Annotated in this window: 22 protein-coding genes; 19 read left to right on the forward strand and 3 right to left on the reverse strand. The window is 35.0% G+C overall.

Going from position 1 to position 22,567, the window contains the following annotated elements; genetic code table 11:
• The first annotated feature begins 1 nt into the window (after window position 1).
• The 3 genes from rhaD to mgrA are packed head-to-tail and all read left to right on the forward strand — an operon-like array spanning window position 2 to window position 3,043.
• Window positions 2-820 (forward strand): rhamnulose-1-phosphate aldolase, encoded by an 819-nt coding sequence (gene rhaD, locus CLORY_RS08045; RefSeq protein ID WP_079423077.1) that lies wholly within the window; start codon window positions 2-4, stop codon window positions 818-820.
• A gap of 24 nt (window positions 821-844) precedes the next feature.
• Complete coding sequence (gene fucO, locus CLORY_RS08050; protein WP_079423080.1) at window positions 845-2,005, forward strand: lactaldehyde reductase; 1,161 nt, start codon at window positions 845-847, stop codon at window positions 2,003-2,005.
• A 51-nt stretch (window positions 2,006-2,056) separates the two neighbouring features.
• Window positions 2,057-3,043 (forward strand): L-glyceraldehyde 3-phosphate reductase, encoded by a 987-nt coding sequence (gene mgrA / locus CLORY_RS08055; protein WP_079423082.1) that lies wholly within the window; start codon window positions 2,057-2,059, stop codon window positions 3,041-3,043.
• A 193-nt stretch (window positions 3,044-3,236) separates the two neighbouring features.
• On the opposite strand, the gene CLORY_RS08060 is transcribed toward mgrA, so the two are convergent.
• Window positions 3,237-3,962, reverse strand: coding sequence for an AraC family transcriptional regulator (locus CLORY_RS08060; RefSeq protein ID WP_079423085.1), 726 nt, complete (start codon window positions 3,960-3,962; stop codon window positions 3,237-3,239).
• A 332-nt stretch (window positions 3,963-4,294) separates the two neighbouring features.
• Between CLORY_RS08060 and CLORY_RS08065 the strand changes: the two genes are divergently transcribed.
• Complete coding sequence (locus CLORY_RS08065; protein ID WP_079423087.1) at window positions 4,295-5,263, forward strand: acetylxylan esterase; 969 nt, start codon at window positions 4,295-4,297, stop codon at window positions 5,261-5,263.
• A 319-nt stretch (window positions 5,264-5,582) separates the two neighbouring features.
• On the opposite strand, the gene CLORY_RS08070 is transcribed toward CLORY_RS08065, so the two are convergent.
• Window positions 5,583-6,299 (reverse strand): GntR family transcriptional regulator, encoded by a 717-nt coding sequence (locus tag CLORY_RS08070; protein WP_079423089.1) that lies wholly within the window; start codon window positions 6,297-6,299, stop codon window positions 5,583-5,585.
• 176 nt (window positions 6,300-6,475) lie between these two features.
• Between CLORY_RS08070 and CLORY_RS08075 the strand changes: the two genes are divergently transcribed.
• From CLORY_RS08075 to CLORY_RS08135, 13 genes are all read left to right on the forward strand, one after another.
• The gene (locus CLORY_RS08075) at window positions 6,476-7,465 is read left to right on the forward strand and encodes an SIS domain-containing protein (RefSeq protein WP_079423091.1); all 990 of its coding nucleotides are present in this window, start codon (window positions 6,476-6,478) and stop codon (window positions 7,463-7,465) included.
• A 64-nt stretch (window positions 7,466-7,529) separates the two neighbouring features.
• On the forward strand, window positions 7,530-8,357 hold the full coding sequence (locus tag CLORY_RS08080) for a sugar phosphate isomerase/epimerase family protein (protein ID WP_079423093.1): 828 nt from the start codon (window positions 7,530-7,532) through the stop codon (window positions 8,355-8,357).
• A 1,289-nt stretch (window positions 8,358-9,646) separates the two neighbouring features.
• Window positions 9,647-10,966, forward strand: a complete 1,320-nt coding sequence (locus CLORY_RS08085; RefSeq protein ID WP_079423096.1) for an anaerobic C4-dicarboxylate transporter family protein — start codon at window positions 9,647-9,649, stop codon at window positions 10,964-10,966.
• 131 nt (window positions 10,967-11,097) lie between these two features.
• Window positions 11,098-11,898, forward strand: a complete 801-nt coding sequence (locus CLORY_RS08090) for a sugar phosphate isomerase/epimerase family protein (protein WP_242954373.1) — start codon at window positions 11,098-11,100, stop codon at window positions 11,896-11,898.
• A gap of 100 nt (window positions 11,899-11,998) precedes the next feature.
• Window positions 11,999-12,850, forward strand: a complete 852-nt coding sequence (locus CLORY_RS08095; RefSeq protein WP_079423099.1) for an amidohydrolase family protein — start codon at window positions 11,999-12,001, stop codon at window positions 12,848-12,850.
• 4 nt (window positions 12,851-12,854) lie between these two features.
• Complete coding sequence (locus CLORY_RS08100) at window positions 12,855-13,295, forward strand: secondary thiamine-phosphate synthase enzyme YjbQ (RefSeq protein WP_079423101.1); 441 nt, start codon at window positions 12,855-12,857, stop codon at window positions 13,293-13,295.
• 4 nt (window positions 13,296-13,299) lie between these two features.
• On the forward strand, window positions 13,300-14,088 hold the full coding sequence (locus tag CLORY_RS08105; RefSeq protein ID WP_079423103.1) for a PfkB family carbohydrate kinase: 789 nt from the start codon (window positions 13,300-13,302) through the stop codon (window positions 14,086-14,088).
• A 72-nt stretch (window positions 14,089-14,160) separates the two neighbouring features.
• On the forward strand, window positions 14,161-15,150 hold the full coding sequence (locus CLORY_RS08110) for an SIS domain-containing protein (RefSeq protein WP_079423105.1): 990 nt from the start codon (window positions 14,161-14,163) through the stop codon (window positions 15,148-15,150).
• Between the two features lie 39 nt (window positions 15,151-15,189).
• Window positions 15,190-16,077 (forward strand): fructoselysine 6-kinase, encoded by an 888-nt coding sequence (locus CLORY_RS08115; protein ID WP_079423107.1) that lies wholly within the window; start codon window positions 15,190-15,192, stop codon window positions 16,075-16,077.
• Between the two features lie 25 nt (window positions 16,078-16,102).
• The gene (locus CLORY_RS08120; RefSeq protein WP_079423109.1) at window positions 16,103-16,516 is read left to right on the forward strand and encodes a cupin; all 414 of its coding nucleotides are present in this window, start codon (window positions 16,103-16,105) and stop codon (window positions 16,514-16,516) included.
• 12 nt (window positions 16,517-16,528) lie between these two features.
• The gene (locus tag CLORY_RS08125; protein ID WP_079423111.1) at window positions 16,529-17,179 is read left to right on the forward strand and encodes an HAD family hydrolase; all 651 of its coding nucleotides are present in this window, start codon (window positions 16,529-16,531) and stop codon (window positions 17,177-17,179) included.
• Between the two features lie 227 nt (window positions 17,180-17,406).
• Entirely contained in the window at window positions 17,407-19,149 is a 1,743-nt protein-coding gene (locus CLORY_RS08130) for a methyl-accepting chemotaxis protein (RefSeq protein ID WP_079423113.1), read from the forward strand.
• Window positions 19,150-19,439: 290 nt separating this feature from the next.
• Window positions 19,440-19,700, forward strand: a complete 261-nt coding sequence (locus CLORY_RS08135; protein WP_079423115.1) for a hypothetical protein — start codon at window positions 19,440-19,442, stop codon at window positions 19,698-19,700.
• 7 nt (window positions 19,701-19,707) lie between these two features.
• On the opposite strand, the gene CLORY_RS08140 is transcribed toward CLORY_RS08135, so the two are convergent.
• Complete coding sequence (locus CLORY_RS08140) at window positions 19,708-20,565, reverse strand: YitT family protein (protein WP_079423117.1); 858 nt, start codon at window positions 20,563-20,565, stop codon at window positions 19,708-19,710.
• A gap of 182 nt (window positions 20,566-20,747) precedes the next feature.
• Here CLORY_RS08140 and CLORY_RS08145 point away from each other — a divergent pair, with 182 nt between their 5' ends.
• Together CLORY_RS08145 and CLORY_RS08150 are read left to right on the forward strand one after the other, a co-directional pair.
• Window positions 20,748-21,458, forward strand: a complete 711-nt coding sequence (locus CLORY_RS08145; RefSeq protein ID WP_079423119.1) for a polysaccharide deacetylase family protein — start codon at window positions 20,748-20,750, stop codon at window positions 21,456-21,458.
• Between the two features lie 154 nt (window positions 21,459-21,612).
• Window positions 21,613-22,563 (forward strand): AEC family transporter, encoded by a 951-nt coding sequence (locus tag CLORY_RS08150; RefSeq protein WP_079423120.1) that lies wholly within the window; start codon window positions 21,613-21,615, stop codon window positions 22,561-22,563.
• The last annotated feature ends 4 nt before the right edge of the window (window positions 22,564-22,567 follow it).

Raw genomic sequence — 22,567 nt, forward strand, 5'->3', positions numbered from 1 at the left:
GATGAAAGTAGAAGAATTAAAGTTTGTTAAGGATTTTGTTAGGATTACGCATGATGCATGGCTTAAAGGATGGCACGAGCGCAATGGCGGAAACTTTTCTTATAGAATAAAAGATGAGGAAGTAGCAGAATTAAAGGAATTAATTAATGAAACTTCTGAGTGTACTCCTATAGGGGTATCAGTTCCTAACTTAGCTAATGAATATTTCCTTGTTACTGGCAGTGGAAAATATATGAGAAACGTTATACTGGATCCGGAAGCAAATATTGGAATTGCTAAAATTGATGAAAAAGGTAAAAACTATAAAGTGGTTTGGGGACTTATAAATGGTGCAAGACCAACTAGTGAATTTCCATCACATCTCATGAGTCATTCTGTGAAGAAGGAAGTAACTAATGGGAAGAACAGGGTTATTCTTCATTCACATACTACAAATATTATTGCTTTAACCTTTGTTTTACCCTTAGATAGCAAGGTATTTACGAGAGAGCTTTGGGAAATGGCTACAGAGTGCCCAGTTGTATTTCCTTCTGGTGTTGGTGTAGTTCCGTGGATGGTTCCTGGCGGAGCTGCCATAGCTAAGGAAACCAGCAAACTTATGAAGGAATTTGACATAGTAGTCTGGGCACATCATGGAACCTTTGCTTCTGGGGAGACAATGGATTTGGCTTTTGGTCTTATGGATACAGCTGAAAAATCAGCAGAAATCTTAGTAAAGGTATTATCCATGGGAGGAAAGAAGCAGACTATAACTTCGGATAATTTCAGAGATCTGGCAAAAGATTTTAATGTTAGTTTGCCCGAAAAATTTTTGGGCTAATATATTTAACGAGGAGTGGTATTAATGGTAAACCGTATAGTGCTTAATGAAACTTCATATTTTGGACAGGGAGCGATAGGTGTCATTCCAGACGAAATTAAAAACAGAGGATTTAAAAAAGCTTTTGTAGTAACAGATAAGGACCTCATAAAATTCAATGTAGCCCAGAAGGTAACAGCTAAATTAGAAGAAGCAGGCATACCTTTTGAAATCTACGATAATGTAAAACCTAATCCAACTACAGAAAATGTTACAACTGGAGTTGAAAGCTATAAAAAATCCGGTGCGGATTTCATAGTTGCTATTGGCGGCGGTTCCTCAATGGATACCGGAAAAGCTATTGGTATCATAATAAATAATCCAGAATTTGCAGACGTAGTATCTCTGGAAGGAGTTGCTGCAACAAAGAATAAGTCAGTATCTATAATAGCTATTCCAACAACAGCAGGTACTGCAGCAGAGGTTACAATAAACTATGTAATCACTGATGAAAAAGCAGTTAAGAAGATGGTATGCGTAGATCCTAAGGATATTCCAATCATTGCTGTTATAGATCCTGAAATGATGTCTTCTATGCCAAAAGGACTTACAGCATCAACTGGTATGGATGCACTTACGCATGCTATTGAAGGATATATAACAAAAGGTGCCTGGGTACTTACTGATACCTTTGAATTAAAAGCAATAGAGCTTATAGCTAAAAACCTTGAAACAGCAGTTTTTGAGCCTAAAAACATGCAGGCAAGAGAAGCTATGGGAGTTGCTCAGTACATCGCAGGTATGGGCTTCTCAAATGTTGGGCTAGGAATAGTTCACTCAATGGCTCACTCACTTGGTGCTTTTTATGATACACCTCACGGCGTAGCAAATGCACTTCTTCTTCCATACGTTATGGAGTATAATGCCCCAGCGACAGGAGATAAATATAGGGAAGTAGCCCGCCAGATGGGAGTTCAAAATGTTGATTCCATGAGTCAGGAAGAGTACAGAAAAGCAGCTGTCGATGCAGTAAAAGAGTTATCAAAGAAGATAGGAATTCCTCAGACCTTAATAGAGATTGGAGCTAAGGAAGAGGATCTTCCAAAGCTTGCAAAGAGTGCCTTTGCTGATGTTTGTACACCGGGAAATCCAAGAGATACTTCTGAAGAAGAAATCCTTGAAATCTATAAGATAGCTTTTAAATAAGATATAAAAATGGTGGTAAGCTTTATATAAATACAAAAGGAGGTTAAAAAAATGACTTATATAGCAGATGAAAATAGATATACTAAAATGATATATAACAGATGTGGAAGAAGCGGAATAAAGCTGCCAGCCATCTCGTTAGGATTATGGCAAAATTTCGGGCACAACAACACTATGGACAATATGAGGAGCATGCTGCATAAAGCCTTTGACTTGGGCATAACTCATTTTGACCTAGCTAATAATTATGGACCACCATATGGTTCAGCTGAAGAGAATTTTGGAAAGATATTTAGAGAAGACTTAAAACAATATAGGGATGAACTTATTATATCTTCTAAAGCTGGCTTTGATATGTGGCCGGGACCATATGGTAATTGGGGCTCAAAGAAGTATTTAGTAGCAAGCTTAGATCAGAGTTTAAAGAGAATGGGCTTAGATTATGTAGATATATTTTATCATCACAGACCTGATCCAGAAACTCCTCTGGAAGAGACTATGGCTGCACTTGATTTTATAGTAAGACAAGGTAAGGCGCTGTATGTAGGTATATCAAACTATGGAGCAGAAGAAGCTGAGAAAGCTGTAAAAATACTTAAGGAATTAGGCACTCCATGTCTGATACATCAGCCTGATTATTCGATGTTTAACAGATGGGTTGAGAATGGGCTTCAGCAAGTGTTAGAGGAAGAAGGAGTAGGTATGATAGCTTTCCGTCCTCTAGCAAGCGGGTTGCTTACTGATAAATATCTAAATGGCATCCCAAAGGATTCAAGAGCAGCACATAATGCCTGGATAAAGTCCAGTATAACTAAAGAAAATGTGGCGAAGGTTAAACTTCTGAACGAAATAGCGAAGGAAAGAGGCCAAAGTATGGCTCAGATGGCACTTGCTTGGGTTTTGAGGAAAGGACATGTAACTTCAGTGCTTACAGGAGCCAGCAGAGTAAGTCAGATTGAAGAAAATGTAGCTACATTAAATAATCTCCAGTTTTCAGAGGATGAACTAACTAAGATAGAAACAATATTAAATAGCTAATAGCAGTTAGGGGATGTTTATTGTGAAAGTTATTCAGATTGGGCTTGGAGACTTTGGCTTTAGTTGGTTAAGGGAGAATACATCTATATAATAGTGATGAAACTGTTGAAACATCTAGTAGGAATGTAAAAAAGGAAATCAACATGAAAAAGAGAGGGTTAAGGAATCAGCAAAAATAGAAATTGTTGATGTCTTAACCCTTTTGGTTTCGATATTCTTTAGGAGATATATCGTTAGCTTTGTTTAATCTAAAATTGATTAAATAATCCTGCAGAGTAATTCCTACTGCGCTTTTAAAGAGTGATGACATATACTTTCTATCTAAACCAATATGTTTAGCAAGTTCACCAATCTTTATTTTATGAGAATAGTTAAGCCGTATAAATTCGATTATCTTGCTTACATACATATTTTTGTTTATTGAGCGTAAATTTGAGGCTGCAGTTTCATCAGACTCATCTATTATTATAGCTAAAAATAGGTAAAGCAGGCTCTGTAGTCTTAAATCGTTACTTTTTTTGACATAGATAGCTTCCATCATTTGCTTAAAGCATTCATTCAATTTGTCATTTTTATTGTAGTTAAATATAGGATTGTCGATACTTAGATTAGCTCTATTAAGATAACTATCAGCATTAAATCCGTCGAAGGCACACCAAGAATAATCCCAGGGGTCTACACTATCCGCTTCGTAGTAAGAAACAACATTAGGGCAGATCAGAAAACCCTGACCTTTCTCTAAGTGGTAGGTTTTGTCGTTAAATTTGAAAATACCTTTACCGCTGTGTATGTAATGAATTTTATAATGTTCTTTTATAGCTGGGCCCCAAGAATGGTTAGAAGGACAGGCTTGAGTACCACAGTAATACATTTTTAAGTCAAGATTATTAATCATATTAGAATTATGAATGTTTCCCATACAAAATCAGCTCTCCTTTAGCGTTTACCTATAAAGAATTAAATTATACATTGTATGTGTTAAAATTTTACTATTAATCAAATACAGCAACCTTAAATTTACACGCAATACTTAACTTATATATAAGTAGACTAACACTTTAATATAAGCATTACAATATAAAGGTTTGTATTGTTTGTAAAAATGGTGGCGTGTACGTAAAGCTAGATAAAAAAATAACTATAGGATGTATTATATTAGCATTTAAACCAGATAGATAGAATTGGATAAAAAATAGTATTACAATTTAAATATCGAAATACTATATAAAATCGGAGATTGGAGATGTTAATTTGGGCTACATAGATGATATATCTAGAGATTTGTATACTTACCTTCCGGAGCTTACAAAAAGAGAAGACTTTGATGAGTTTTGGGAAAATACAATAAGTAAAGCTAAATCTATTCCAATGAATATAAAAAAGGAGGTGTATGATTATCCGAGTCCTTATGTGAAAGCATATTCTATTACATATAATGGTTTTGATGAAACAAGGATACATGGATTATACCTTGTGCCTAATTTCTTGAGCAAAAAGGAGAAATATCCTTGTCTTATTCACTATCACGGTTTCAGTGGAAACTGCGGAAAACCAGCCGACTTTATGCAGTGGATCATGATGGGTATTGCAGTGGTTTCTGTGGATTGCAGAGATCAAAGTGGACAAACTGGTAATAGTGCTGAGTACACAAATGGATATACTACCAACTTAAATTGTAAAGGTATTCTTAATAAGGAGGAATATTACTATAGAGCTGTTTATATGGACTGCCTTAAGGCTATTGATTTTGCTTGTGAGCAGAAAGAAGTGGATCAGAGCAAGATTATTATTGAAGGCGGCAGTCAGGGAGGGGCTTTAACTATGGCTGTATGTGCGTTAGATTCAAGACCGTATTTAGCTTTGGCAGATGTGCCAAGTAACAGTAATATTCAGAAGAGGGTTGAAGGAGCTTTTGGATCATTCAGCAGTGTGACGGATTATCTTAAGCATTATCCCGATAAGATAGAAAAAGCATTTGAGACTCTAAGTTATTTTGATACGATGAATATGGCTGATAAAATTACTTGTAAAGTACTAGCTTCTGTAGGACTGAAAGACAATATATGTCCTGGAAAACTTTATTTTGCTACATATAACAGAATTAAAGGAGAAAAGTATATAAAAATATATCCCTTTAATGGACATGAAGGCGGAGGAGAGTATCACAATGAGATAAAATTAAAGTTTGTAGGAGATGAAGTACTTATTAAGAAAGAATAAAGAGAGTAAAGTCAAGGTAGAAATTCAGCTGTGCTGAATTGAGGTTCCTCATTATTTTTATAATTAACAAATAATACTCAAAATGTACACATAAAAGTCATAAATATCGTTTACAATATAACCATAAGAAAGAAACATCCCCTTTAAAATAGTTAATATAGAACATGCAGTCGGTTGGTCCCCCACTTTCCGGCTGTTTTTTTTATGTTCCAGGAAAGCGTAGGATTTTGCAGACTTTTTATATGACGGAGAAAACTAAAGCTGTGAAGTCTGCGCGTAAACCTTCTTGATATCTTTGGTTAAGTATAAAACTCCGCCATTAAACAATTAATTTAAACTTATCACCAATACAAAGTTGCTGAGAAAGATTAAATATATCATTATTTGTATCTTGTAAAACGCTATCTATCCTTAAGAGAGGATAACCTTTGGAAATATTTAAAGCTTTTGCTTCTTTGGAGGAAGCAAATATAATATCAAGTGTTTTTGAAGAATGATTAAAAATAATATTATGCTTTTCTTTGAGAATTTGGTACAAAGAAGTATCGTTGAAATTCTCATTGAATAAAAAGGAAAAAGATTCAGAGAATTTGTTTAATTCTAAAATAACTGGTTTATCATCTGCATACCGGATGCGTTCAAGCACAAGTACTTTTTCATCTGTTTTTAGATGCAATAATTCCGCTTCTTTCGGAGAAGGGTCTTCTAATGCGATTTTGATGATTCTTGCACCAGGCTTTACTCCCATCAAATTGCACATTTCTGTAAAACCGATAACTCTATTTGAAAGTCCACGCTGCAATTTTTTTTCGGCAACAAAGGTTCCTTTTCCAGATTTTCGGTCTAGATACCCCATATTAGTTAACTTGGTCAGAGCTTTTCGAACTGTTACACGGCTTACATTGTACTGTTCGCTTAATTCGTTTTCCGTTGGAATTTTGCTTCCAGCTGGACGTTCTCCAGTTTCAATTTCTTTTCGTAACATCTCCTCTAGCTGCTTATACAAGGGAGTTGCTATTGTATTATCTAGTTTCATATGAATATTCCATCCTCTTATCAATATTTATGCCCGATATTTATGATTAATTATAATACATTTAAGGAACATTGTATATATTAAAAAATTCAAAATACGTATTGACAAAATGTATCATAATGTATTATCTTAATAATGAAACAATAAAATACACATATTAAAAGGAGAATAAGACAATGGAATACAAGAGCACAGATATAAAGAAGATTATTGAGAAAATTCTAGAAGAGAAGAAAGACAAAGGCGGAGTAAAATCACTTTATTTTGTTGGGTGCGGGGGTTCATTAGGAGCTCTTTATCCAGCTAAGATCTTTATGGAAAAGGAATGTACAAGTATCAAGTCTGCATGGATCAACAGTAATGAATTTGTTCACAGCACACCGAAAGATTTTGGAGAGAACTCTATCATCTGCCTTGCATGCCACAAAGGTAATACACCAGAGACCATCCGAGCAGCAGCACTTGGAAAGAAGATGGGAGCAACTGTTATCATTCTTACTTGGTTCCAAGAGTCTGAAATTATTCAGTATGGTGATTACATTGTACGTTATACGTTTGGTGATGAAAAAGATATTGCAGGAGAAAAAACTATATGCGGACTGCTTGTTGCTGTTGAACTGCTGAAACAGACAGAAGGATATGAGAATTATGATAAATTCCTGCAGGGTGTTGGTATGATTAATCGTATTGTAAAGAATGCATGTAAGCATGTAGAGAAACGAGCACAGATATTTGCAGAAGCTCATAAAGATGACAAAGTAATTTACACTATGGCAAGTGGTGCAGGATACGGCGCAGCATATATGGAAAGCATCTGTATCTTCATGGAAATGCAGTGGATTAATTCTAGCAGCATTCACAGCGGTGAATATTTCCATGGACCATTCGAAATCACAGATGCAAACATTCCATTTGTAATTCAGATTTCAGAAGGTTCTACTCGTACACTGGATGAGCGTGCATTGAAGTTTTTAAATACCTATGCAAAACGTATTGAAATTCTGGATGCAAAGGATCTTGGACTTTCCACAATTGATACTTCTGTAGTTGACTACTTCAACCATTCTCTTTTCAACAATGTTTATCCGGTATATAACCAAGCATTGGCTGCAGTGCGTGAGCATCCATTAACTACTCGTCGTTATATGTGGAAGGTTGAGTATTAATATGTATGTGAGAGATGATTTCTAGCTTAGGATAGGGAAATCAATTTTTAGGGAGGATAAGGTTATGGATTGTTCACAACTTTGCGCGGCTAATTATCATTACAAGCGCTATACTTTAGAATATTTTTTGAATTCTGCAGAAAGATTAGGGTTTGATGCTATAGAACTATGGGCATCAGGACCACATTTACACTTAGAGGATTTTAATAAGGATGGTCTTGATAATTTAAAACGAGCAATAAAAGCACATCATCTAAAACTTGCATGCTTCACTCCGGAACAATGTGTATATGCTATAAGTGTTTCGCATCCTGATAAGCAATACCGAGACAGGACTATAGAATTTTTTAAACAGCATATTGAGGCTGCAGTTAGACTTGACTGTAATCAGATGGTGGTTTCTACGGGATTTGCTTATTTAGATATTGATCCTGAAGATGCATTTGGCTGGTGCGTAGATGCGTTTATCCAAATTTGTAGAAAAGCAGAAACAGAAGGTGTGACTTTAGCCCTAGAACCATTCACAAAATTTACGACACATATATGCAATGAAGCAAGCCAACTTTTGCGCTTGCTGCGTGAGGTTAACAGCCCTATGCTTAAAGGATTAGCAGATACTGATGTTATAGCAACTACTGGTGTTGATACTTTTGATACCTTTGTAAGTATGCTGGGCAAGGAGAACTTGGCACATGTTCATTTTGTTGACGGAAATCCTGGTGGACATCTTATTCCTGGAGATGGAAAATTAAATCTGGATAAGGTGCTGCAGACGTTAAAAAATATTGATTATAGGGGTTATTTAGGCCTTGAAATATTGGATCGTAGATATATTATGGATCCTGAAGCAACTATGAAACAGGCGATGAACTGGTATAAAGAGCGTATCTGAAGAGTTTAAATATCAGACTTCCTTGAGCGGTGCCTAAAAAGACACCGCTCTTTTATGTCTTAAGGAAATTATGTATTTTACCAAAATATATTTTGAAGTTAATGAATTAAGATAAGAAGGCAACAGAAACAATATAATAAGAGTATTTTGTGGATATTAAGAGTTAGGGCATTAAAAATGGTTGCAGCCGACGTCGGCATTTGGAGTGAATTTAGCAATTACCCATGTCTTTTAGGCAAATTTCCGTTAAGATGGCGAATTGTTTGAGGCGCAGCCGAGTTATGAGCCATTAGGAGATTTGCCTAAAAGATGTGGTGTAATTGATTAATGAACGTAACCGGCCGACATAGGGTGTAACCATTTTTATGTCCTATTTCGATATTATTAATAGACAGTTCTTCCTGTCCCTCAAAATTAATCGTTTTTTCCATGTATTCCACTAAAATTCTCTCGGATTCTCTTATGCTTTGTGCTACAATATTGTTAACGTTTTTTCATTATAATCTAAGATTTCTCTTAAGTTTTTGTGTATGCAAGGGTATCTTAGATTATTTTTTAGTCTCTAAGAATTTGTGCTTTTTCCTAATTGTGGATAACTTTCAACCATACAGGAACATAGTACATGTATGGTTGAAGAAGTAACTATAGAATATACGAAGTAATATGAAGGTTACTTTGAAGAAAACACAATTAAGCAAATAAACAAGAAAAATAATTTGGAAGAAGTAATCTAGAAAATACTACTTTGTAAATGCATAGAGCTGGTTAAAGGGGTGAGTGGCCGTAGGAGGCATTTTTGAGCCGACGGAGGTCGCTCATCCCTTGTTTTATCTTTTTAATGGAGCTTTGATTCTATTTTTAAATTCGCATCCCTAAATTTTTTCTTAACTTAAATTAAATGTACCCGTCCAACAGATAATTCAATCATTGAATCAATAAATGGTTGGCTAAGTCTGAAATATGCAGTAATTATACCAAAATAGAAAAAATGCATTTTATGGAGTTTTTAGATTTGCTTAGCGATAAAATGTATTATAATGTATTACTATTTTTGAAAACGTATAAAAAACTTATATTATACAGATAAAATAAGTAATACTTATTGACAAGACTCCAAAAAGAATATAATATTGTATTAGATACAAAGCAATACAACTAAATACAAATGAATACAATAAAATTAAAGAGAATCTGAATTGCTTTTGTATTATTAAATTAAAAGATGTGCGCACCATCTTTAGAAAACGTGTACAAATACTAAAAATTTCAACATATGAGGAGGTAAATTTATGTTCTGGGTAGAGTTGATTATTGTACTAGCTATTATTTTCTGGGGCGTTCGTAAGGGAGGAACATTTCTGGCTATGGCCGGTGGTATTGGTATGTTAATTATGACTTTTATTCTTCGTGTACCCCCATCCGATCCGCCAATCACAGTTATTCTAATTATGATTGCAGTAATCTGTGCGGCTTCAACTATGCAGGCCTGTGGAGGTCTAGAGTTTATGGTTAAGCTGGCAGAAAAGATTCTTCGTAAGAATCCGCAAATGATTACTGTTTTAGCACCAGTTATTTCTTACTTATTCACATTTATGTGTGGTACCGGCCATATTGTTTACAGCTTGCTTCCGGTTATCAATGAAATTTCCATTGAGACTGGTGTTCGTCCGGAACGTCCAATATCTGCAGCCATTGTTTCTTCTCAGCAAGCAATCACAGCATGTCCGATAGCTGCAGCTACAGTTGCAATTCTTGCTTTTATGGCGGACTCATCTTATAAGTCGGTAAACCTTTTCACATTGTTGCTTGTATGTGTTCCTGCAACATTGATAGGAACAATTGCCGCAGCATTTTCTGTTATTAAAAAGGGCAAAGAGTTAGCTGGTGATCCTGAATTTCAGGCTCGTGTGGCTGCTGGACTTATAGAGGACTTTTCAAAGAAAACAGTTGAAGAAAAACCTGCTACAAAGAATGCAAAGATTTCAGTAGCAATCTTCTTAATTGCAATGGTAGTAATTGTTGCATTAGGCGCATACAGTTCGCATCTTCCTAAATTTGCTAATGGAACTGTATTACCTATGACTTCCGTAATTGAAATCTTTATGCTTGTAGCTGCAGCAATTATGGTTATCGCTTGTAAGCTTGATAGTGATAAGATTTTGGATCAGCCAGTTTTTCGTACAGGTATGTTTGCAGTTGTTTTAGCCTTTGGTCTTTGCTGGTTAGTAAATACATTTATTGGAGACCAGTCTTCTTTCATTACTAAAAACATGTCTTCTTTAACTAAACAGTATCCTTGGATCTACATTATTGCCGTATTTATCGTTGGTGCTATCACAACTAGTCAGTCGTCTACAACAATGATCATGGTTCCCATCGGTATCGCTTTAGGTCTTCCTGCAAATATTATTGTTGCTGGATGGATAGCTTGTTCATCTAACTATTTTATTCCTGCATCAGGTCAATGTGTTGCTGCTATTGCATTTGATTCTGCAGGTACAACAAAGATTGGAAAATTTGTATTAAATCATAGTTATATGGTTCCTGGTTTGGTTTGTACAGTTGTTTCTGTACTGGTTGCTATTGGTCTTGGTGCAATCGTATTCTAATAACAATTATCAACTGTTAAATGCTTAATTGGATCGCAGCTGGTATAGTGACTGAAACTTGCAGATTAGCTTCGGCCTGCGGTCTTTGATTTGTAAAATTAAAGGAGGTTATTCATATGAAATTTGCTCCTATGAGCTACCATTACCTGCGTTATCCAATAACAAAATTTCTTGATAAGGTGGAAAGATCCCCGTTTGATAGTATAGATTTATACTGTTCTGCTCCACAACTTAATATGTTTGATTATCCACTCAGCCGTTTAATAAATCTGGATAAAGAGATCCGCCGCCGACATCTGAAAGTCATGGCGATGACACCTGAAAACTGCACTTATCCTGTTAATTTCTGTACACAGGATATTATAACACGAGAATCAAGTCTTCGTTATTATCAGAGAGCAATCGATACTGCGGAGTTTTTAGAATGTCCGAACATCCAAATAAGTACTGGATTTGGATACTTTGATGCATCGCGTGAAGAAGCATGGAAGAATTGCCGCGAATCTGTGGCACAGCTTGCGGCATACTGCGAAAAGAAGAATGTAACACTTTTCCTTGAGGAACTAAAAGTAACAACTACAAATGTACTTGTTACTAGTAAGGATCTGGCGAAGATGATCAAGGAGATTGATTCACCGAATGTGGTTGGAATGCTTGATATGGATCAGATGACTTATGCCGGAGAGACTGTAGCTGATTATTTTAATAATCTTGGTGACAAATTAAGACACATTCATTTTAATGACCGCGGACATACAGTTCCGGGAGATGCTGATTTTCCCATGAAGGATTATTTTGATGCAATCAAGGCTCATGGATATGATGGTACATGCTCATTTGAAATATGTGATCGCCGCTATTACTGCAATCCAGATAAGGCGATTGATGATATTGTTGCATGGCTGCAGGCCAATACCGATGAGTTGAAGTAATACTTCATTGAATTACGAATGTTATCGGAATCTGTATTTAAATAACAGAGAACTTATTATAGATTTCACTCAGAAAAAAGTAGTTATGGAGGTTTTTACTATGGTTATAGATACGCATATTCATCCGGCACTATTTGCGCCAATATGCAAAGATAAGCAACGGTTTAAACAGCGTTGCGATGAGATGAATTATCATCTTATGAGTCCGTCAGGAATTGATCTTCTGAAAAAACAATATGCCCTTGCAGATATTCAACGAGCATTTTTGTTGCCGGAAGATTGTTCTGCAGAAACCGGGGATCCTGCTATATCAAACGATGAGATTGCAGAACTTGTTTCTTATGATAAGGACTTCTTCTATGGATTTGCTTCCGTAGATCCACGAAATGAAAATGCCAGTGAAGAATTAGAAAGAGCTTTTGATACATTGAAGTTGAAAGGATTGACGATCAATACGGCCCGGCTCCAAATGTATCCTTATGATAAGAAGTTGTATAAATTGTATGAAGTATGCAGGAAATATTATAAACCCATTATTTTTCACTCAGGAATCTGCCTGGAGCAAAATGCTTTAGCCCGCTATTCTCGTCCTGTAGACTTTGAAGATGTAATTCATGATTATCCGGATATTAATATATGTCTTACACATTTTGGCTGGCCATGGGTCCAGGAGACAGCAGCATTGTTGCTCAAATATCCTAATGCATATGCAAATACAGCGTTGATGAATTTTGATGGACCTTATCAGATTTATCATAAGGTATTTAAAGAAGATATGGGTGAGTATTGGGTTGAACATAATATTGCAGATAAGATCATGTTTGGTTCTGATTCTCCAAGAATCCGTCCGGTGCGAAGCAAGAGAGGCTTAGACAGCCTTGATTTTTGCTCCGAGACATTTGAAAAAATATATTACAAAAATACACTGAGATTTCTTGGAATGGAGGAATGAGTAAATGGAATTCAAACTAAAGGAAGTTGCAGTTTGTGCTGATAAGGAATTTGAGATGATCAAGATTACAGATGAAGTAAGAAACTTCATCGCCGAAAGCGGGATCGAAAATGGAGTAGTTTTTGTTATAACGGAACATACAACAACAGGAATCACTGTGAATGAAAGCCTTCCATGCGTAGAAGCAGATATTATGGAAACTTTAGATAGACTTGCACCTGAAAATTATCCGTATAATCATAATCACTATTTACCGAGTTATGGAACAATTGGAGGGAATGCACCTGGCCATTTAAAATCACTGTTGACAGGAAATCATTGTGTCTTTCCCATTATGAATGGAAAGTTGAAGCTTGGACATGCTGTGGATATTTATTTTTGCGAATATGATGGAATTAAAAATAGGCACTTCATGATCTATATAATGGGTGAAAGAGGGGAATAGAAAGATGAAAAAAGCAATTGCAATGGCAGACAATTGTATTGATGTCTATTATAAGCTTGACCGTTATTATCTGACGGGAAATAGTATTGATTTTGCGTTGAATTATAAGGATATGGGCGGCGATGTGTCAGAAATGACTATTCTCGGAAATGATGTCTTTGCCATAGCGTTGGAAGAGCGGTTGAAAGAACGTAAGATTCCATTGCGTGTGATCAAACAGGTCGATCGCCCAACGGGAATGGCAACTATGGACATTGTAGATGGTGACAAAAAACATATTCATTTCGAGGGAAATGCCATGGAGGAGATTAAACTTTCCGAAGAGGATCTGGAATTTGTAAAGCAGTTTGACATTGTATATGCGGAGCGGTGGACAAAAGTTGACCGCTATATCAAGAAACTGAAGCAACCTGGTCAGATTTGGGTTTATGATTTTTCTAAGCGCCTGGAGCTGGAAAGTAATGATGCTATATTACCTTATATTGATTATGCTTTCTTTTCCTACGATAGGGATGATGATTATATCAGAAGTTTTATGATCAAAACCAAACAGAAGGGAACTGGATGCGTTATCGCAATGCTTGGTGAATATGGAAGCCTTGCTTATGATGGAAATCAGTTTTACCAAATGCATGCGGAAAACGTTCCGGTAATTAATACGGTGGGAGCCGGAGATTCTTATATAGCTGCATTTACTTATGGTGTCAGTTTAGGGGAAACGATTCCGGAATGTATGCTTCGAGGCAAGAGCCGTGCAACAAAGATTATTCAGCAATTCAACCCATATATCTAAGAGAGATTGCTCTCGCTGAAATATAAGTGAACAACAAGTATGAAATTTCAAATAGATGGAGGAGAAAATATAATGGGATACAAGAGTACAGATATTACAAAAATTATTGAAGAAATTTTAGAAGAGAAAAAAGACAAAGGCGGAGTAAAATCACTTTATTTTGTTGGGTGCGGCGGTTCATTAGGAGCTCTTTATCCAGCTAAGATCTTTATGGAAAAGGAATGTGCAAGTATCAAGTCTGCATGGATCAACAGTAATGAATTTGTTCACAGCACACCGAAAGATTTTGGAGAGAACTCTATCATCTGCCTTGCATGCCACAAAGGTAATACACCAGAGACCATCCGAGCAGCAGCACTTGGAAAGAAGATGGGAGCAACTGTTATCATTCTTACTTGGTTCCAAGAGTCTGAAATTATTCAGTATGGTGATTACATTGTACGTTATACGTTTGGTGATGAAAAAGATATTGCAGGAGAAAAAACTATATGCGGACTGCTTGTTGCTGTTGAACTGCTGAAACAGACAGAAGGATATGAGAATTATGATAAATTCCTGCAGGGTGTTGGTATGATTAATCGTATTGTAAAGAATGCATGTAAGCATGTAGAGAAACGAGCACAGATATTTGCAGAAGCTCATAAAGATGACAAAGTAATTTACACTATGGCAAGTGGTGCAGGATACGGCGCAGCATATATGGAAAGCATCTGTATCTTCATGGAAATGCAGTGGATTAATTCTAGCAGCATTCACAGCGGTGAATATTTCCATGGACCATTCGAAATCACAGATGCAAACATTCCATTTGTAATTCAGATTTCAGAAGGTTCTACTCGTACACTGGATGAGCGTGCACTGAAGTTTTTAAATACCTATGCAAAACGTATTGAAATTCTGGATGCAAAGGATCTTGGACTTTCCACAATTGATGCTTCTGTAGTTGACTACTTCAACCATTCTCTTTTCAACAATGTTTATCCGGTATATAACCAAGCATTGGCTGCAGTGCGTGAGCATCCATTAACTACTCGTCGTTATATGTGGAAGGTTGAGTATTAACTTTGATATCTGATATCGGATATGGATAGGAGAGGAAAAATGAAGAATTGTAGAATTATTTCCATTGGAGATAACGTATGCGATAAGTATCTTTCTCGTGGAAAAATGTATCCTGGTGGACAATGTGTGAATACCTGTGTTTATGCAAAAATGAATGGCACAGAGGCTGCATATCTTGGAAAGTATGGAAGTGATGAAGTAGCAGAACATGTACAGAATACCTTAGCACAGCTTGGAATTGATGATAGTCACAGCCGGCATTTTGAAGGTGAAAATGGTTTCGCCCTGGTTACTCTTAAAGACAATGATCGTGTATTTCTTGGATCTAATAAAGGAGGAATAGCAAAAGAGTATTCTTTTGATTTTACACAGGAAGATTTTGATTATATCAAGAAATTTCAGATCATTTATACGAATTTAAACTCTTATATTGAAGAAAATCTTGCAGAATTAAAAGCAACAGGCGTACCAATCGCATACGATTTTTCAATCAGATGGACAGATGAATACTTAGAAAAAGTATGTCCGTATATTACAATAGCTATTCTGTCCTGTGCTCATTTAACTCCTGAAAAACGTGAGGCTGAAATGAAAAAGGTTCAGGCTTATGGTGTTCCGATTGTACTTGGTACAATTGGTGAAGATGGTTCTTATGTTCTATATAAAAATCAATTTATTTATGCATCAGCAGTTCATGCAGATGATGTCATCGATACTATGGGAGCAGGTGATTCTTATTTTGCGACTTTTCTTTGTTCACTTATGGAAGCTTCAGAAACAGGAGCACTTTTAGAAGGTCCTGATGAGGTAATGTTAGAGCGTTTGAAAGCTGCAATGAACAAAGGAGCAGTATTTTCGGCAAATGTATGTGCGATGGAAGGTGCATTTGGATATAGCACCGCGATTGTAGGGAAAACAGAAGTATAATTAAGAATTAATGGAGGAAATAAAAATGAAACCAGATGTATATGAAAATAAAAATGAAGGAATTCTTTGTGTTTATAAAAATGAAAAATGGTTAGTAAGTATTAAAAACTGGAAGCCTGACAATGATATTGAGGGTATTGCCCATTTAGAAATTCACCATTCTACAGATGAGCAGTTTATTCTTTCTGCTGGTAAAGCAATTTTGATTACTGCTGAACGCGAATGTGACAAATTTAAAATCCAATTAACATTAATGGAAAAGGGAAAAGTTTATAATGTACCTGCTGAATGCTGGTTTTATTCAATAACACAGAAAGACACTAAGATGATGTATGTTCAGGATTCCAATTGCTCAATGGAAAATAGCGACTTTTGTGATCTTTCAAAGGAAGAAATTGAATATATTCAGACAAATGCTCGTAAACTTTTCGAAAAATAAAAGGGGGCTAATATGGATAAAAAGTATGTCCTATTCGATTTTGATGGAGTTATTGTAAATACAGAAGAAAGCAATGCTCAATATTTTGAACAAGCACTTGCTTGTTATGGTATTTATCTAACAGAGGAAGATCGTAATAATTTAATTGGGACAAGTGATCGCTCTATTTTAGTTAGATTGCTGTCAAGAGCATCAAATCAAGTTACATTAGAGGAATTTACAAATAAGCGCAGACAAATAGGTAACACATACGAAAATAGCTATATTGAACCTATGCCAGGATTAGTTTCTCTTATTAAAGATTTTAGACGAAAGGGAATTAAAACTGGGATTGTAACATCAACGTCAACACGACTCATTATTATTGCATTGAATCGTATGAACATGATGTCATTATTCGATGTGATTATATGCGGTGATATGTGCACAAAAAGTAAGCCGGATCCACAGGGCTATTTAAAGGCTATGAACATACTTGATGCAAAACCAGAAGAATGTATTGTTATTGAAGATTCTTCTGTGGGAATTCGTGCAGCGAAAAGTGCTGGTGCATTTGTTGTAGCATATTGTGGTTCAGGTATTAAGCAAGATATCAGTGAAGCAGATATCTCGGTCGACTCATTCCTAGAATGCAATGAAAGGATAAAGAGTATGATCCCATAAAACCTTTTATATAGCAACATAGAGAACGTTCGTTTTTATCAAATGATAGAAAATGGACGTTCTTTTTTACTCTTTAGAAATTTATGTATTTTGCCAATTGTGGATAATTAGAATTCATATTTTGTTAAAAATATATATACTCAGGTGTCATAGAGCCGTATTAGAATATAAATCAAAGTAAAGGAACAATAAAAATAAACCACAGAGTAAGGAAGGGGAAAACAGTCATGATAAAGCTATATAGGAATCTTAAGCTTAGAAATAAAATATTAATTCCGTTAATAGTTTTCACAGCATCAATAATTTTGATAGGGTTTACAGCAATAATTTCTATATCTACACTAAATACGAACATAAAAGAGCTAAACACGGGAGAAGTAACGCCTATCGGGTATCTGGAAAATGCAAAGTCAAGCATTGAAAGTATAAATTCACAGTTAATGGGCTTCAATAATTCAAGTACATCTGCTAAAAATAATCTTCAACAGACTACATCGACATATAATACAGATTTATTAAATAATATAAATAAGTACATAAAGATAAGCGGCGATACAAAAGGATTAAAAAGTACATATGCTAGTTATGAAACAGCATTAAATAATCTTATAACTTATTACCAGAAAAACGGTAGTACTATGCAGCAATTAAAACCTAGTGCCAAGGGTCAGAGTAAGCAGGGAACATTTACGCAAATGGACAAGTTTAGAAGTAATAGCCAAAAGCTCACACAGAAAATAGATAGCTTAACTAAGGTTCATATAAAGAATTCTAAGTCGGCATATAGTGCAAGCCAAAAGATATTCAATAGTGCTATAGCAAGTACCATAATGAGTATAGTTTTAGTAATACTAATATCACTAGTTATCTGCCTATTTACGATAATATCTGTAACAAGACCATTAAAGAAAGTCACAGAAAAGTTAAAAGAGATCTCCAGCAGCGGAGGAGATTTAACAAAGCGTATAGATTACGACAGTAAAGATGAGATTGGAGAGTTAAGTAATTCCTTTGATTTATTTATGAATAAACTACAATTTATGATAAAGGATATTTCAGTATCAACGGGTTCAATTTCAACTTCAGCACAGGTGCTGTCACAGACGACAAAGGAATCCACTGCAGCACTTGATAATATCTCAGCATCAACCGAAACTATTGCAGATGGAGCTAGTGAAAATACCTCTGCTATAGAAGAGATTACATCACATGTAGCTGAGATAGCTAAGTTTTCGGAAGAGACAGTACAGATTAGCAGTACTACGAGTAAAAGTTGTGAAATAGCAACAGTATCAGCTAGTGAAAGTATTGAACAGCTGGATAGCATATATGGAGCGATGAACAATATAAAAGAGTCGGCGGAACAGGTTGAGACACTTATAGATTCGTTAGATAAATCCTCTGATAAGATATCGGCTGCTGTACAACTTATTGAGTCTATAGCTGAGCAGACTAATATGCTAGCGTTAAATGCTGCAATTGAAGCTGCCAGAGCAGGAGAAAATGGAAAAGGCTTTGCGGTAGTATCAGAGCAGATAAGGAAACTAGCTGATGAAAGCTCAGAAGCAGCAAAGGTTATTGAAAATATGGTAAAGGACAACAAATCAAATGCGGTTAAGGCTGTAGATGCAGTTTCGAAAATGGATAGCTCTATCATTAGTGGTGTAGATAAAACAAGAACAGCAAATGAGAATGTTAAAGGAATAATTGAAAGCATGAGAAGTGTTATGACAGAAGTTGAGAAAATTGATAACTATATAAATGAACAAGCATCTAATATAGATCAAATAAATAAAGCTATGGATGATATAGCTTCTAATATATCCAGCTCGGCTGAAGTGAGTCAGAATATAAATGGAAGTGTAGAGGAACAGCTTCAAGGTATGAAACAGATAGAATTAAATGCAGCAGAAATTACGAATATGATAGAAAAGCTTGACAATATAGCAGGTAGTTTTATTGTAGAGTAGATGAGGGATAGGAAACCTTCATCGGCTGGAAACGATGAAGTATGTTATTAAGTGAAACTTAGTGAAGGATGCAGTGTAAAGATTCTTCACTGTTTTTTTGCTTTATATAAAGTTTTGTACTAAATATATACAAAGTATGACTCAAACTCCAGCATTAAATACTTAATTAAGTTTAGCATATATAACTTTATTACACTGCTCTTGCTAGGAGCTTCTGGTATTCTATTGTTGATGTAACTGACACAATAAAAAAATGCTCTCATATAATATAATATGAGGGGGTGGAACGCTTGGACTGTAGCAAGAACTCTGTAACGGGAGGAGAACTAGCTATATTAGCTTCCGTTGTAGCAGTTTTACTAGCAAAAAATTTAAATCAGGATCAGATTGAGGTAGTGGCGGCTTTCCTATCAGCTGTTTCATCCGCTATGGCTACTATAATTGTTCAGGATGAAGCTATTAAGACTGAAAACGAAAATGAGAAGAAAAAGAATGAAATAAAGCAGCAAATATGTGAATTAAAAAAGCAGCTTAAGGATTTAGGCTGCTAAATAGAAACTATAAATCTGATTTGAAACCAAGGCCTCGCACTTCAGAGGTATCGAAAATAGTAAAGAAGGCTTTGTCATCGATATATGATACGGCCTTTTTCAAATTTGGAAGTTCAGCTAGAGATATTACGCAGAAGATTACTCGCTTTTCCTTGTGTGTAAATGCACCCTCGCCATAGAGGTAAGTTATACCGCGTTTAACTTTATTCATTATATAATCTCTTACTTCGTTTTCCTTGTCTGTTATTATTATTACACATTTTGATCTGTTAAAGCCCTTTATTACATAATCCAGAACGAAAGAAGAAATATACATGGCAATAAGAGTATACAGCGCACTAGGAAGTCCAAAAATAAAAGCGCTGATAGCTACGATGAAAAAGTTAATATAGAAATTTGTTTTTCCAACATTAAAGTTTGAGTTATGTTTTCTTATAACCATTGAAATAATATCTAGTCCGCCCGTAGAACCGTGATGAGTAAAAACAAGTCCGTAACCAATCCCGTTTACAACACCACCATATATACAATACAGCAGTTTATCATTTATATGCAGTATATTAGATATGGGATTAGTTATCACAAGAGCTGCAGATAAGGTTATAGTTCCTACAAATGTATATATCATAAATCTTTTATTAAGCTTCATAAATCCTAGAACAAATAGAGGTATATTAATCAATAAAACAAGATAACCTGCGTCTATACCGAAAAGATATTGGAAAATTAATGCTATGCCGCTGGCACCTCCACTTAGGAGTTTAGCATGGGCTAGAAACATATTTATACCGACTGCACCTAATATGCTGCCGAGGAATATGAAAAAAATATCCGTTAAATTAGTTTTATAAAATGATTTATTCATAATGACACCTCTTATAAGTCTATTTGGTTAAAATTAACTTATAACCCATGTTGATCTTAATTTAATTATACAGGCTATCCATAGTATTTTCAATAAATGTAGATATTATAAAATTTTACTTATAAAATACTGTTTTATACACATTATAATAATAAAACAAGTTAAAGAAATGCGGCGATATTATGTATAAAACAAGAATAATATTAGTTATGGTAATCATACTTGTACTGGGTCCTCCCTTACAGATAAGTGCTAATGAAGGACCTTCGGCTAACTATGATAAAGTTATATATCTTACTTTTGATGATGGACCAAGCAGTACAACAAATACAATATTAGATATACTAGATGACAATGATATAAAGGCTACTTTTTTCATTATAGGATGTAAAATAAAAGGTAATGAGAATGTAATTCGTAGAATAAAAAAAGAAGGGCATAGTATAGGACTTCATTCCTACACACATAAATGCAGAAAGATATATTCGGATAAAGAAGATTTTATTAAAGAAATGTATATGACAAGGGACGCATTATGTAAAATAACTGGTGAGAAGTATAATGTAATAAGGTTTCCTAGTGGGAGTAAAGGCCATCTTAATGAAAATATGCTGGAAATTTTACATCTGTGTAATTTCAGAACCTATGATTGGAATATGAGCGTATCTGATGGAATAAACTACAAAATTCCACCATACAGACTATTTAGGGAGGCTACTTCCAAAAAGAAGAAGCCTAATACCATATTCATGTTAATGCATTGTGATCAACCAAATAAAAATACCTGTGAAGCACTTCAGAACATAATTGATTACTATAGAAACGATGGTTATACCTTTCAAGCTATAAAAGACGAAACAAGAGAATTTTATTTTCCTTTTAGTAAAAAATAGTTATATAATTTACTATTCAGTTATTGTATAATAAAAATTGGTTAAGCAATTTAGTGGATAGCTAGGATGAATTTTAGCTATCCATTTTTGTTATTTATTTAGAATATGTACGAGCATTATAAAATGCTAAAGCAAAAATTAAGAAGGTATGAACATGGTATTATTAAATTCATTAAGCGGAGTACTGAGTATTGTAATAATGATTGCTATAGGTTATGTACTGAAATACAAGGGTTGGTTCAGTGAGGAATCTTCGAAACTGATATCAAGACTTGTAATTATTGTAGCGCTGCCGCCGTTAATGCTCTCCACAGTGCTTACTAATCTCAGTCGGAACGAGTTTATAACTATGGGTAAAGGCGTAGTTGTTCCTTTGCTTTCGATAAGTATATGCTATATTATTTCGGTGTTATTATCTCGAATGATCGGAATAAACAGAGAGCATAGAGGACTTTTTATTTCTATGTTTTTTAATTCCAATACTATATTTATAGGTCTGCCGGTAAACCTATCACTGTTTGGAGAAAAGAGTGTGCCCTTTGTGCTGCTATATTATATTGCAAATACTACTTTTTTCTGGACGCTTGGAGTCTATTATATAGCAAATACATCAAGTAAGATAAAGAAACAAAAGTTGATCAGCATTCAGAGTATAAAAAGAATAATGTCGCCGCCGCTGATGGGATACATATTAGCTTTGATACTACTTTTATTAAATATAAAGCTGCCAAAGTTTATTATGGATACTGCTAAGTACTTGGGGAATATGACTACGCCATTGTCTATGATATTTATAGGAATATGTATATTTTCTGTATCTATAAAAGATGTAAAACTCACTAAAGATATGGTAGCTATAATCATAGGAAGATTTATAATTTCACCTCTTACAGTATTTTTGTTATCAATAGTTATACCTATTCCAAGACTTATGAGGGAAGTATTTATAATTCAGGCTGCTATGCCGGTTATGACAAATACAAGTATAATAGCAAAAGCATACGATGCTGATGCTGAGTACTCAGCGGTTATGACTGTTGTTACCACTGTACTTTCATTAATTACTGTACCAATATACATGCTTTTAATGAGCAGCATTAGATAATTAG

It is taken from the genome of Clostridium oryzae, assembly GCF_002029235.1.
GTDB classification, from domain to species: Bacteria; Bacillota; Clostridia; order Clostridiales; family Clostridiaceae; genus Clostridium_AE; species Clostridium_AE oryzae.